The sequence below is a fragment of the Cryobacterium sp. TMT1-62 genome, from assembly GCF_004403145.1.
GTDB lineage: Bacteria > Actinomycetota > Actinomycetes > Actinomycetales > Microbacteriaceae > Cryobacterium > Cryobacterium sandaracinum.
This window is the reverse complement of the sequence record NZ_SOGZ01000018.1, coordinates 31987-44351: the sequence shown is the minus strand read 5'-3', so window position 1 is coordinate 44351 and position 12365 is coordinate 31987. Positions and strand designations below refer to the sequence as shown.

12 protein-coding genes are annotated in these 12365 nt (G+C 67.4%); 2 read left to right on the top strand and 10 right to left on the bottom strand.

What is annotated here, in order from left to right:
* Positions 1-137: 137 nt before the first annotated feature.
* Together E3T34_RS04415 and E3T34_RS04410 are read right to left on the bottom strand one after the other, a co-directional pair.
* A complete protein-coding gene (locus tag E3T34_RS04415; protein WP_134342282.1) occupies positions 138-794 on the bottom strand; it encodes a TrkA family potassium uptake protein in 657 nt (218 codons plus the stop codon).
* 34 nt (positions 795-828) lie between these two features.
* Positions 829-2196 carry a TrkH family potassium uptake protein gene (locus E3T34_RS04410; protein ID WP_241976768.1) on the bottom strand — a complete coding sequence of 456 codons (1368 nt, stop codon included), beginning with the start codon at positions 2194-2196 and terminating at the stop codon, positions 829-831.
* A 154-nt stretch (positions 2197-2350) separates the two neighbouring features.
* On the opposite strand from E3T34_RS04410, the gene E3T34_RS04405 reads away from it, so the two are divergent.
* The gene (locus E3T34_RS04405; protein ID WP_134401156.1) at positions 2351-2884 is read left to right on the top strand and encodes a hypothetical protein; all 534 of its coding nucleotides are present in this window, start codon (positions 2351-2353) and stop codon (positions 2882-2884) included.
* Positions 2885-2920: 36 nt separating this feature from the next.
* Here E3T34_RS04405 and E3T34_RS04400 read toward each other — a convergent pair whose 3' ends face one another.
* Genes E3T34_RS04400 through E3T34_RS04390 form a run of 3 tightly spaced genes read right to left on the bottom strand, consistent with a single transcriptional unit; the run spans position 2921 to position 4684 of the window.
* The gene (locus tag E3T34_RS04400; protein ID WP_134342281.1) at positions 2921-3889 is read right to left on the bottom strand and encodes a permease prefix domain 1-containing protein; all 969 of its coding nucleotides are present in this window, start codon (positions 3887-3889) and stop codon (positions 2921-2923) included.
* Complete coding sequence (locus tag E3T34_RS04395) at positions 3886-4221, bottom strand: PadR family transcriptional regulator (protein WP_104099223.1); 336 nt, start codon at positions 4219-4221, stop codon at positions 3886-3888. Before E3T34_RS04395 ends, E3T34_RS04400 begins: the two co-directional genes overlap by 4 nt.
* Positions 4222-4240: 19 nt before the next feature.
* Entirely contained in the window at positions 4241-4684 is a 444-nt protein-coding gene (locus E3T34_RS04390) for a DUF6326 family protein (RefSeq protein WP_174720193.1), read from the bottom strand.
* Positions 4685-4801: 117 nt separating this feature from the next.
* Between E3T34_RS04390 and E3T34_RS04385 the strand changes: the two genes are divergently transcribed.
* Complete coding sequence (locus E3T34_RS04385) at positions 4802-5797, top strand: NAD(P)-dependent alcohol dehydrogenase (protein WP_134342280.1); 996 nt, start codon at positions 4802-4804, stop codon at positions 5795-5797.
* Positions 5798-6054: 257 nt separating this feature from the next.
* On the opposite strand, the gene E3T34_RS04380 is transcribed toward E3T34_RS04385, so the two are convergent.
* The 5 genes from E3T34_RS04380 to E3T34_RS04360 form a co-directional block, all read right to left on the bottom strand.
* Positions 6055-6858, bottom strand: coding sequence for a GNAT family N-acetyltransferase (locus E3T34_RS04380; RefSeq protein WP_104099225.1), 804 nt, complete (start codon positions 6856-6858; stop codon positions 6055-6057).
* 190 nt (positions 6859-7048) lie between these two features.
* On the bottom strand, positions 7049-8422 hold the full coding sequence (locus E3T34_RS04375) for an FAD-binding oxidoreductase (RefSeq protein ID WP_134342279.1): 1374 nt from the start codon (positions 8420-8422) through the stop codon (positions 7049-7051).
* Between the two features lie 181 nt (positions 8423-8603).
* A complete protein-coding gene (locus E3T34_RS04370; RefSeq protein WP_370327206.1) occupies positions 8604-9935 on the bottom strand; it encodes a saccharopine dehydrogenase NADP-binding domain-containing protein in 1332 nt (443 codons plus the stop codon).
* A gap of 158 nt (positions 9936-10093) precedes the next feature.
* A complete protein-coding gene (locus E3T34_RS04365) occupies positions 10094-10807 on the bottom strand; it encodes a phosphatase PAP2 family protein (RefSeq protein ID WP_233191097.1) in 714 nt (237 codons plus the stop codon).
* A 259-nt stretch (positions 10808-11066) separates the two neighbouring features.
* Positions 11067-12344, bottom strand: a complete 1278-nt coding sequence (locus E3T34_RS04360; RefSeq protein WP_241972961.1) for a multidrug effflux MFS transporter — start codon at positions 12342-12344, stop codon at positions 11067-11069.
* Positions 12345-12365 lie beyond the last annotated feature (21 nt).

Here is a 12365-nt window from a genome sequence, read left to right as displayed (position 1 = left end):
GCAGCCCGGCCCAGCCGCACCCAGCCGCGCCGCGCCGCACGCAGCCCGGCCCAGCCGCACCGCGCCGCACCCAACCCAACCCAACCCAGCCCCGCCGCACCCAGCTCCTCGCCGACCGGGAAGGCCGACGGCATCCGCTACCTGAGGCGGCTGAAGGACTCCACCTTGCGCACGTCGCCGGCGATCAGAATGACGTCGTCGGCCTCCAACGTCGTGTCAAGGGTCGTGTAGCTCCAGCCCTTGCCGGGGCGGTTGAATGCCGTGACGGTGACCCCGTGGATGGTGCGCACGCTCGATTTTCCGAGCGGCACGCCGATGATCTCCTGCGGCGGGTTCGTCTTCACGAGGGCGAAGTTCTCGTCGATCTCGATGTAGTCCTGCATCACCCCGCGCACGAGGTGGGCCACCCTTTTGCCCATGTCCTTCTCGGGGTAGATGACGTGCTTGACGCCGATCTGGCGCAGGATCTCACCGTGTGGGTCGCTGACCGCCTTGGCCCAGATATTCGGGATGCCCAGCTTGAGCAACAGGCTCGCGGTGAGGATGTTCGCCTGGATATCGCCGCCGATCGCGACGACCGCGCTGCTGAAGTCCGGCACCGAGAGTTGGCGGAGCGTCTCCTCTTTGGTCGAGTCGGCGCGCACGACGTGGGTGAGCAGGCCGTTGTGCGCCTGCACGATCTCCTCGTCTCCGTCGATGCCGAGCACCTCGCTGCCGCTGGCCATCAGCTCGAGTGCAAGGGCGCTGCCGAACCGACCCAGGCCGATCACGACGATCGCATCCTCTTCGGCCATACGCGCAGGCTGCTGGTGCCCGAACAGGGAAAATTTAGCCAATGATGGGCCTCTCTTTCGGTAATTCATACCCGGTGGGGCGGTCCCGCAGGGCGAGCGCCGAGGCGAAGGCGATGGGACCCAGACGACCGATGAACATGAGCAGCATCAGGATGATATGACCGGCCGGGGGCAGACCCGCGGTGATCCCGGTGGAGAGCCCCACCGTGCCGAACGCGGAGATCGCTTCGAACAGAAGGGCATCGAGGCCGATATCGGTGATCAGCATCAGGGCGACCGTGGAGACCGTGATCACCGCAACCGCCAGGAGCACGATGGTGATCGCCTGACGGTGCACGGCCCGGGAGAGGCGCTTGCCGAAGACGTTCACGGCCACCTCGCCACGGATTTCGGTCAGCAGGATGAAGAACAGCACAGCGAAGGTGGTGATCTTGATGCCGCCGGCGGTGCCGGCCGGGCCTCCGCCGATCAGCATGAGCACGTCCATGCCGAGCAGGCTCGCGGAATCCATCGCCCCGATGTCGAGGCTGTTGAACCCGGCTGTGCGCGTCTGCACCGATTGGAAGAATCCCACCAGGAGTTTGCTCGGCCAGTCCAGCGGTCCGAGCGTGCCCGGGTTGTTCCACTCCACGCTGGTGATGTAGACAGTGCCCGCGACCAGAAGTGTGATCGTTCCGGCCAGCACGATGCGGGTGTTCATCGACCACTTCAGCGGGTTCCGGAGGTGCTTGCGCAGCTGCATGATCACCGGGAAGCCCAGGCCGCCGAGGATCACGGCGGCGGCGATGGGCAGGCAGATGAACGGGTCCGTCGCATAGGAGATGAGGTTGTCGCTGAACAGGGCGAAGCCCGCGTTGTTGAACGAGGACACGGAGTGGAACACGCCGAGCCAGATGGCCCTGCCCGGCGCTTCGCCGTACCCGATCCAAAACCGCAGGCTCAGCAGCACCGCCACGATGGACTCCACGATCAGGGAGATGCGCACGACGCCGAGAACCAGCCCGCGGACATCCTCGAGCCCGAAGCTCTTAACCTCGGCGGCCGCCGTCATGCGGGACCGAAGGGACATCTTGCGGATCACGGCGAGCCCGATGACCGAGGCGAACGTCATGATCCCGAAGCCGCCGACCTGGATCAGGGCCAGGATGATGACCTGGCCGAACGGCGTCCAGAACGTCGCGGTATCGACGACGGTCAGCCCGGTCACGCAAACGGCCGACGTGGCCGTGAAAGCCGCGATCAGGAGCGGGGTGCCGCCGGGGCCGGGCGTCGCGATCGGGATCATCAGCAGCACCGTGCCGATCAGGATGGCGGCGGCGAATCCGGCGACCACGACTTGCGCCGGATGCAGCCGGGCGCGCGGCACGCGCGGACCGCTTCTTCGGAGAGACAAGGATGGCACCCGCTCACTATACGGTTCACGGGCATCCGTCGTCTGTTCCGGTTTCGACACGGCACCCCCCCTATCGGTGACTGCCGCACTCACGCAAAATCCGAGATAATCTGTGTACACCGGCGAGGGGGAACCAAGGGTGAGATTCAACGGGGGTGTGCGTATGCACACGCACGCATTGCGGCCCCACGGCCGGTTGCTGGTGCAGTCGGGGCTTTCCGTCCTGGCCCTTGTCGCACCCATCTCCGCCGTGCTCTTCTGGCTCAGCATCCCCAACGGCACCTGGCGTCCGGTTGCCATCGCCCAGGTTGTGCTCCTGAGCATCTGCGGCCTTGCCTATCTCGCCTACACTCGCACCATCATCCGTGTCGATGCCGAGGGTATCTCGGAGCGCGGCTTCATGGGCCTGGTCAAGGACTTCTCCTCGGACGAGATCGGCAGTGTCGTGCTGCTCGACCTCTACCGGAGCGGGGCGCTCGACACGCAGCCGCAGCTCTTCGTCACCGGCACCGACGGCCGACTGCTGGTGCGCATGCGCGGGCAGTACTACTCGCGCGGCGCCATGGACACGGTGGTCGATCAGCTCGGCGTACCCATGGTGCGGGTGCCCGAACCGATGACCCTGCAGGACCTGAACCGGGTGCGCCCCGAACTGCTCTACTGGTTCGAGCGACGCTTCACCCGGCGCGGGGAGTAGCGCGGCATCCGTTCTTCGCGCTCTGCGAATCACGGCTCAGCGAGTGCGCCGTTTCCGGGTCGCGCGCACGATTGCGTCAATGGAGTCCAGGGCGGAGAACAGCAGCACGACGACCACCACGATGGCCGTGACGACCCCGACGCCCTGCGGCCAGCCGACGGCATCGAAATAGTCCGGGTTGAGCAGCCGGCCGCTCGCCGTGAGCCAGACCGCTGGAACGACGAAGAGAACGTCCAGCACGATGGTCGCCATCGCATTCGACACCGACCATCCCGTGTAATACGCGAACAGGTGAAAACTGATGCTGACCGCGGCATAGAAAAGCGCGATATAGAACGCCCCGGATGTCCACAATTCCGTCGCAATCGGACCGATGAGTGCGCTGTCCCGCCCCTCGACCGCACCCACCGTCTGCAGCCAGATCAGCACGCTGGCGATGATCACGAGAAAACTGATTCCGCCGACGAGCTCCGTGAAATAGCCGCGCTTGTCCAGGACCTCGGGCAGGGATGCCGGATCCCAGACCACTGTGCGCCTTGACCGCATCGCCGATGTGCGCTCGATGATCGCGAAGATCACCGTCGTGAAGAACGCGATCGACATGGCCGTCTCGATTGCGCCGGTGACGGCGACGCCCACCGTTTCACCAGCCGACGAGCCGGCGACAAAAGTGACGATGCCGCTGAACAGAAACCAGATCGGCACCACGGTCGAGAGCAGCACCGTGAGCACGCGCACGTAGTCGAAGTAGAGATCCGGTCCCACGAGGTAGGTGGGCTTCTCCGAGTACCGGGCGGCCAGCCGGCGCGGTGCGCCCAACTCGGCGAGCACGGTGTGTTCGGCGGCCACGGCATCCGTTCCCGCCTCCAGGCGATCCTCGATTGCGTCGGCGATCAGGGTGCGCAGTTCGGCTTCAATGTCAGCACGCTGCCGCGCAGGCAGGCCGCGCAGCGCTTCGGTGACGAAGCGGTCGGTGAGGGTGGACGGGGTGAACGGGGTGGTCATGATGTCTCCGTGAGGGATCGGAATGCCATGTTCAATTCGTTCCAGTCGGTGGTGAGGGTGGCGGCGAGACCCACCCCCTCCTCACTCGTGACGTAGAACTTGCGCGGTCGGGACTCGTCGGTGTTCCACTCGCTCGTGAGGAGACCCTGCTTCTCCAGGCGCCGCAGCAGAGGGTACAGGGTGTTGGCATCCACCGCGAACCCCTGGGATTCGAGGGCCGTAAGCAGGGCGTAGCCGTAGTTGGGCTGCATGAGCAGCACCAGGCAGGCGAGCACGATGGTGCCGCGCCGCAACTCCTGCCGGTGGGTGGCGAGTTCTTCTTCGTTGAGCACTTGTACACATTAGTGTGCGTCACACACCCGCAAGGGCCCGGTCGTGCGCCGCCCGCTCCCTGGAGCGTCTCCAGGATGCCGCGAGGACGACAATGGCCAGCAGCAGCGTGATCTCGATCGCGGAGAAGAACAGGTAGACCGGCGTGGGCGGTGTGCCGAGGAACAGCGTGGAGACCTGAACCGCGGCCATAACAGATGCGGCGCCCACATTGATCCAGCGGTTCAGTCCGTGCCGCACCACGCGAGCGAGAAGAACCATCGCGATGGGGATCTGCATCAGCACCCCGGCCGCGACCAGCTTGCCGGGTGTGAAGGGCCCGCCGCCGAGGGTGCCGGTCTCGAGGTCGACGAGGTGTGCCGGGTCGTAGAGCCCGAGCACGTCGCAGTAGAGGTAGTTGAACAGCAGAACGATCCAGAGCGTGGAGAGCAGCACGGGCCGCGGGAGTGGAGTGAGCAGCATCATGGGATCGGATCCTTTCCGAGGGTTGGTGTGTGGGGATTTGGTGTTGTCGGGTTTCGGTTTTGCGGGTCGCACTGTACTGTGTATCACACACTATAGTGTTACACCAGAAAGGGTGCCATGAAAGCGATCATCCAGCGGGCCTACGGCGGGCCCGAGACCCTCGAGTACACCGATGTCCCCATGCCGGTGCCCCGTGCCGACGAAGTGCTGATCCGCGTCCACGCGGCATCCGTGAATGCGGCCGACTGGCTGCTGATGCACGGCGAGCCCTATCTCGTGCGGCTCGCGTTCGGTTTGCGGGCACCCCGCATCGCGGTCCGGGGACGGGATGCCGCGGGAGTGGTCGTGGCCGTCGGCAGCGCCGTGCGACGCGTCGCCGTGAATGATGAGGTCTACGCGGAGGTCAATGCGGGCAGCTTCGCGGAATTCACGGTGGCGACCGAGAAGGTGGTTGCCCACAAGCCTGCCACGCTCACCTTCGAGCAGGCGGCGACGGTGCCGATCGCCGCGACCACGGCGCTGCAGGGACTCCGCGATGCCGCGAACCTGCAGCCGCGCGATCGGATTCTGGTCAACGGCGCATCCGGCGGGGTCGGATCGTTTGCCGTGCAGCTTGCGAAAGCCTTCGGGGCTGAGGTGACGGCCGTCTGCAGCACTCGGAACGCCGAGCTGGCCCGCGGCCTGGGCGCCGACCACGTGATCGACTACACCTCCGAGGATTTCACGGCCAAGGGTCGGCAGTACGAGGTGATTTTCGATCTCATCGGCAATCGCTCCCTGTCCGACTGCCGCCGCGCGCTCACCCCACGCGGAACGCTGGTGCTGTCCTCCGCCGCCGGCGGTCGTCTGCTCGGCCCGATCGGGCGCATCCTCGCCGCATCGGCCCTGGGAATCTTTTCGCGCCAGAGCCTCCGCCCGCTCGTGGCGTCGGCCAGCGCCACCGATCTCGATGTGATTCGCGAGCTGATCGACTCGGACAAGGTCGCCCCCCGGATCGAGACGACCTACCCACTGAGCCGGACCGCCGACGCCCTGCACCACTTCGGCGAGGAACACACCCGAGGCAAGATCGCCATCTCGATCTGGGACGGAGTGACGGCTGGCACGGGGTGACGGCTGGCGCGGAGTGCGCCGCCTCGTCTGGCCCGGAGTGACGGCTGGCGCGGAGTGCGCCGCCTCGTCTGGCGCGGAGTGACGGCTGGCGCGGAGTGCGCCGCCTTGTCTGGCGCGGGGGCTGCGCTCCCGAACCAATTCGACGGAGATTTTGGCCGAAACGGATGTTTTGGGTCGGAAAACCGGGTTTACGGGCAAAATCTCCGTCGAATTCGCACGGCGCGCAGGGCGGGCAGGGCGGGCAGGGCCGACGAGGCTCAGTCGGGGGCCGGCCGGCGATCGGGGACATCCGGTGTGAAGATGTAATCGTTGTTCTCAGTGAGCTCGGGGCGCATCCCGCGAGACAGGTTGTTCTGGAACAGTGTCCGGGACTCGTCCCGGCGCCGGACGGCCTCGGCCGGGTCGTCGGCGCGCAGCCGCTCGAAGTCCACGTCAAGAGACAGCGAGTCGCTGCCCGACCAGACTGGGGGGAGTTCGCCGGCCAGTGCCCGGAGGGTGCGCGGAGAATCGAGTCGCCACCGCACCTCGAACCGGTCACTCCGGTCGCTGCCGGTGATGACGTCGTCGAGCCGGCCGTAGAAATCCGGCAGGAAGCGCACCACCTCGGCGCCCAGCTTGACCAGGTTGAAGTGCGCGTTGCGGCGGATCAGCGGGTCGAAAGTCCAGCGCATGTCTGCGACGCCGTGCTGCAGACAGAGTGCCCGCTGGAACAATTTGAGCGCGTAGCCGACCCCACTGCCGCGCTGCCACGGCACGACCGCTGCCATGTGCGAGTGCAGGTGGATGCCGTCGGTCCAGCCGAGGAAGCCGAGCGTAGCGCCGACCGGTTTGCCGGCCTTGGTCGCCACCATCACGGTGTTGCCGGCGAAGTCGAGCGCCAGGAGCATCGACCTGTCGGGGCTGTGGCCCACGCCCCAGGTGCGCTCGAACAGGCCGATCACCGCGGCCAGGTCGCGGGGTTCAGCCTGCCGCACGGTCACCCCGGCAGCCTCGGCGGCTGCATCCGCGGCGGCCTCCGCCTGCCGCACGGCTTGCTGCGAAACCCCCGGCTCAACGCTCATGCGTCGAGTAGACCACACCAGGCCCGGTCCCCGGCAGCCGGCCACCGTGCTAATTCGACGGAGATTTTGCCCGGAAGACAGGTTTTCGGCCCCAAACCAGCTGTTATCGGCAAAATCTCCGTCGAATCGGTTCACGCACCGGGCACGCACCGGGCCGCACCGAGACAGCCGCGCGGCACGAGCGCCCGCGCTAGTGTCCTCGACCCGAGACCACGTCCGCGACCGACGCGATCGGCGATGTCGTCCGCCGCCGGGTCAGCTCGGCATGGTCGGCCAGCGAGTAGGCGCGGTAGAGCGCGTGCACGGCGAGCCAGCGCAGCGGCTCCGGCTCCCAGTTACGCACCCGGTGGTTCACCCACGGCAGCCGGGTGCGGCCTGTGTCGTTGCCGAGGATCAGGTCGGTCAGCGTGCGCCCGGCGAGGTTCGTCGTCGCCACCCCGGTGCCCACATAGCCACCGGCCCAGGCCAGCCCGGTCGCCGGGTCCAGCCCCACGGTCGCCGCCCAGTCGCGCGGCACGCCGAGCACCCCCGACCAGGCGTGGTCGATCTGCGCGCCAGCCGTCACTGGGAAGAACCGGGTCAGGATGCCTCGCAGCGCCTCCACCGTGCTCGCCGGAGTCCGCCCGTCGGAATCCGTCTGCGACCCGAACCGGTACGGCACGCCCCTACCGCCGATCGCGATGCGGTCGTCAATGGTGCGCTGCGCGTACATATAGGCGTGCGCCATGTCACCGAGGGTCTCCCGGCCCGCCCAGCCGATGCTCTGCCAGACGTCCGAGCTGAGCGGCGCGGTCGCGATCAGCGACGAGTTCATCGGCAGCCACGCCCGGTGCAGTCCCTTCAGGCCCGCCGTGAACCCCTCCGTCGCGCGCACCACGAACTCCGCCTCCACGGCGCCGCGGTCGGTGATCGCTCGGTGCGGCGTGATCTCGCTGACCCGGGTATTCTCGAAGATCTCCACGCCGAGGCCCTCCACCACCCGGGCAAGCCCGGCCGCGAGTTTGGCGGGGTTGATGCGCGCGCAGTGCGGGTGCCACATCGCCCCGGTGGCACCGGCCACGTCGATACGGGCGCGCGCAGCCGCCGGGGAGAGGAGTTCGACATCCGTCATGTCCCAGGCCTGCTCCGACCGAGCGGATGCCTCCAGCCTTCGTTGCTGCGGCTGGTCGTAGGCCACGGTGAACTCGCCGCCCTTGACGATGTCGGCGTCGACGCCCTCGTCCTTGGCGACCCGAATCACCTCGTCCACGGTCTCGTTCATGCCGGTCTGGAACCGGGCCGCCGCGTCCCGGCCGTGCGACTTCACGTACTGCTCGCGGCCGCCGGTGACCGAGTTGGTCAGCCAGCCGCCGTTCCGCCCTGACGCTCCGTAGCCGGCGAAGCGCTGCTCCACAATCACGATCCGAAGCGCCGGGGCCGCCTTCTTCAGGTAATAGGCCGTCCACAGCCCGGTATAGCCGGCACCCACGATGCACACATCGGCCGTCGTCGGCCCGGGCAGCGGGTCGCGGTTGGCCGGCCGGCCGAGCTGGTTCCACCAGAAGGAGACATCACCATTGATCATTCCCGCACCGCTTTCGTTCCGACGGATGTTTCGCGCTCAGTCACAGCATCATCTCGCATCCGGCTCGATCGGGCGGCAATCCTGATCCCCCCTGCCGGGATTCGCGTCGCGAGGATGGTACGCCGTTGCGCGGATGGCACGCCACGCGCGTAGCGGCGCACCACCCGCGCCGCGGCCGCAGCTATGCGCTCGGGCATCCGCCTGGCACGTCGGAAGGTCGAGTGCTTCTCAGGACGCCAGCCGGTCCTCCATCCCCCAGGGCTGGCCGTAGCCGCCCTCGGTTTCGGGCGCGCTCATCAGGTCGAGGAACACCTTCGCATCGAAGGCCTCCGGGCCGAGCACGCCGATGCCGGTCCAGGTGCCAGCGGCCAGCGGCCAGCAGTTCCAGGGCGATCACCGGGTTCAGGGCGGTCTGCCAAACCACGCACTGGGTGTCGTATTCGCGCATCGTCCACTCGTTTTCGGCGACGTGGTAGAGGTAGACCTCGCGCGGCAGGCCGCCCGGACCCGTGCCGGTGACCCACACTCCCGCGCAGGTTTTGCCGGTCATCCGCGGGCCGATCGTGGCCGGGTCAGGCAGGCAGGCGGCCACCACATCGCGTGGGGCGACCAGCGCCGGGCCGGACGCGCTGCGCACCCGCACCGGGTCGACCCGGTCGAGGCCGAGCAGGTGCAGGGTCTTCAACACGCCGATGAATTCCTCACCGAGGCCGTACTTGAAGGTGACCCGATTCGCATCGAGCCAGCGCGGCATCAGCACCACCTCCTCGTGCTCCACGTTCACGCATTCGACCCGGCCGATGCCCTCCGGAAAGTCGAACATCTCCGGTTCACTGAACGGCTCGGTGGTGAACCAGCCGCGGTCCTTCTCGAAGATCAACGGCGGGTTCAGGCACTCCTCGATCGTGGTCCAGATGCTGAATGATGGCGCGAAGATCTCGTTACCGGCGTCGTCGTGCACGACCAGGTTGGCACCGTCGCGCGTGCCGAGCTCCTCGATCTGCCGAAACAGGTGGTCCGAGGCGTAGCGGGCGAAGACATCCGAGAGCCCCGGCTCGACGCCCATGCCCACCAGGGCAAGGCGGCCGGCGGTCTCCCAGTCGGCGGCCTGCGCGAACTGGTCGTCGCCGAGCATGACCCCGGTCTGGCGGTAGGGGTCCGTGGGGTGCGGTTCGGACAGGCTCACGGCCATGTCGAGGTAGTCACAGCCGGCAGCGAGCGCCCCGGCGAACACCGTGGGCACGAACTTCGGCTCGACCGCGTTCATCACGTGGGTGGCGCCGTGCCTGAGCGCAACGGCGGCGACCATGTCCGGGTCGCCGGCGTCGATCTGCTCGGCGGAGAACCGGGCTGCCGCCGCGTGCCCGTGCTTCAGGCCGATTGCGACGATGGTGCGTTCCGCCCGGGCCAGGTCGTAGTCGCACACGATGACGTGCTCGAAGAACGTGCGCCTGGCGATGATCTTCGCGAACGCGTCTCCTACGCCGCCCGCCCCGACAAGGAGGATTCTCATGCGTCGACGCTACTCCGGGGCATCCGTTACCGATGCGGCTGCCGATGCGGCTGCCGACGCGCCCGTGCGCACGCGCGTCCGTGCGCCCGTGCGCTCCGCCCGAACCAATTCGACGGAGATTTTGCCCAAAACGCGCGATTTTGCCCCGATTAAGGGCTCTACGCGGAATTTCTCCGTCGAATTCGCAAGGGCGACGGATGCTGCGCCGCCAACTCGCGCTCTCCCTGGAGCTTCGCGGCGACCGGGGCCCAGAGCAGCACGGCGACGGACGCACCGAGCAGCAGCCCGCCGATCGTATCCGTGAGCCAGTGTGCGCCCAGATAGGTGCGGCTGACCATCATCAGAACCGTGTAGAGGGTGCCGGCCAGCCAAACCCAGACGCGCGGGAAGAGGATGCCGAGACAAACCGCCATGGTCGCCGCATTGGCGACATGGCCGGACGGAAAGGATCCGAAATCTGACATGACCAGCATGTCTTCCGGCCTATCCCGACCGAACAGTGATTTGAGTACCTGCACCAGTCCCGAGCTCACGATCGTGGCAACCACGAAGTAGCCGGCCGCCCACGGCCGTTTGAGCAGCAGCAGCGCCACCAGAATCAGCACCGGGATCACGATCACGCCGGCGATTCCGGCACCGAGGTAGTTCATCGTGAGCGAGAGATACTCCCAGACGGGCGCCCGGTGCTCGAGGATCTCATCCATCCACTCGGCGTCGATCTCCAGCGGGCGGCCGTTGCCGCGCAGCACGATCAGGGCGCCGAGCCCCACGGCCAGCAACAGCGCTGCGGACCCGCTGACCAGAGGCCACCGGCGGGCGATGCGTCGGGTGGCGGAGGTGGCTGCGGTCTCGGGGGCGCGCTCGCTCATCATCTGTCCATGCTAGATCGGTGCGGGCGTGCGGCTTCCCGCCCTGGCCATTTGCCGCGCATCTCCGGGGGCTTACTCAGGAGATCTGCGAAGCCGGTGGCGACGGATGCCGGAATCATGCGGCATCCGTCGCCACCTCGGCCACACCATCGGAAATCTCCTGAGTTAGCCACCGGCGGCAACTGACGACTGACGACTAACCACTGACCACTGACCACTGACCGGAGGCTGGAGGATGCCGTTACCCGGCGCCCATCTGGCCTCAATGCTCCAGCGCGGGCACCGACCGGGGGCGCACGATGAGCCACAGGGCGAAGATCGACACGATGGCGGTGACGCCCATCACGGCGCCCATCGGAACCGCTGTCCCGACGCCGAGCACGCCGACGATCGGGGAGATCAGTCCGGCGACGCCGAAGTTCGCGGCGCCGAGCAGCGACGCGGCGGTTCCGGCCTCATGCGCGTGCGCGTTCAGGGCGATGACCTGCACGCTGGGGAGGGTGAAACCGCAAGCCGCGATGAAGAACCACAGCGGCACCAGGGTGCCCCAGAGTCCCGCGCCGGCGAGGTCGAGCAGCACGATGGCCGCGGCCGTGATCAGGAGCACCACGGTGGACACCGAGATGATCCACTGCGGGCCGATGTTGAAGCGGTGCATGAGTCGGGAGCTGAGCTGCACACCCATCACGATGCCGAGCGAGTTGACGGCGAAGAGCACGCCGTACTGCTGCGGGCTGAAATCGTAGACCTGCTGGAACAGGAACGACGACGCCGAGAGGTAGGAGAAAAGACCCGTAAAGGTCATCGCCCCGATGATCGCGACGCCGACGAAGATCCGGTCGCTGAGCACCGCACGGTAGCGCTGACCGAGGGAACTGTGCCCCTTGGTGTGGCGCTCAGCATCCGGCAGAGTCTCGACGATCCAGAACGCGACGGCCAGGATCACGACCGCACCGTAGGCGGCGAGCACCCAGAAGATGCCGCGCCAGCTCATCACCAGCAGCAGCTGCGAGCCGATGACCGGGGCCAGCACGGGGGCCAGGCCGCTGATCAGCGCGAGGCGGGAAAGCATCTTCACGAGCGGCTTGCCGCCGAACAGGTCGCGCACCATCGCCAGGGCGACGACCGCGCCGGCCGCGGCGCCGAAGCCCTGCAGCAGACGGAAGACCCCGAGCCAGACGATGTCCTGGGAGAGGGCGGCGCCGACACTCGCCAGAATGTGGAAGCCGGTCGCGAGCATCAGCGGCAGTCGGCGCCCGACCTTGTCACTCCACGGGCCGACCACAAGCTGGCCGAACCCGAACCCGATCATGGTGCCGGTGAGGGTCAGCTGGATGGCGGCCGCCGAGACACCGAACTCACCCTCCAGGGTGGGGAACGCGGGCAGGTACAGGTCGATCGTGAACGGGCCGAGAGCGGTGAGCGCACCGAGCACGAGGATGTAGACCAAGCGCTGGCCGCGGGAGAGAGCGTCGCCGGGATGCTTCGCGGCCGACCTCAGGTCGGCGGCGGTGATGACGGTGATGGCGGCGGTAGTCACGTGGTGTTGATCCTCGTATCG

Bases quoted from the DNA above. Each gene is read 5' to 3' on its own strand.
- E3T34_RS04385 (WP_134342280.1), top strand. From the start codon at position 4,802: ATGAAAGCGATCATCCAGCGGGCCTACGGCGGGCCCGAGACCCTCGAG.
- E3T34_RS04405 (WP_134401156.1), top strand. From the start codon at position 2,351: ATGCACACGCACGCATTGCGGCCCCACGGCCGGTTGCTGGTGCAGTCG.
- E3T34_RS04400 (WP_134342281.1), bottom strand. From the start codon at position 3,889: ATGACCACCCCGTTCACCCCGTCCACCCTCACCGACCGCTTCGTCACC.
- E3T34_RS04370 (WP_370327206.1), bottom strand. From the start codon at position 9,935: ATGAGAATCCTCCTTGTCGGGGCGGGCGGCGTAGGAGACGCGTTCGCG.
- E3T34_RS04390 (WP_174720193.1), bottom strand. From the start codon at position 4,684: ATGATGCTGCTCACTCCACTCCCGCGGCCCGTGCTGCTCTCCACGCTC.
- E3T34_RS04415 (WP_134342282.1), bottom strand. From the start codon at position 794: ATGGCCGAAGAGGATGCGATCGTCGTGATCGGCCTGGGTCGGTTCGGC.
- E3T34_RS04375 (WP_134342279.1), bottom strand. From the start codon at position 8,422: ATGATCAATGGTGATGTCTCCTTCTGGTGGAACCAGCTCGGCCGGCCG.
- E3T34_RS04365 (WP_233191097.1), bottom strand. From the start codon at position 10,807: ATGATGAGCGAGCGCGCCCCCGAGACCGCAGCCACCTCCGCCACCCGA.
- E3T34_RS04380 (WP_104099225.1), bottom strand. From the start codon at position 6,858: ATGAGCGTTGAGCCGGGGGTTTCGCAGCAAGCCGTGCGGCAGGCGGAG.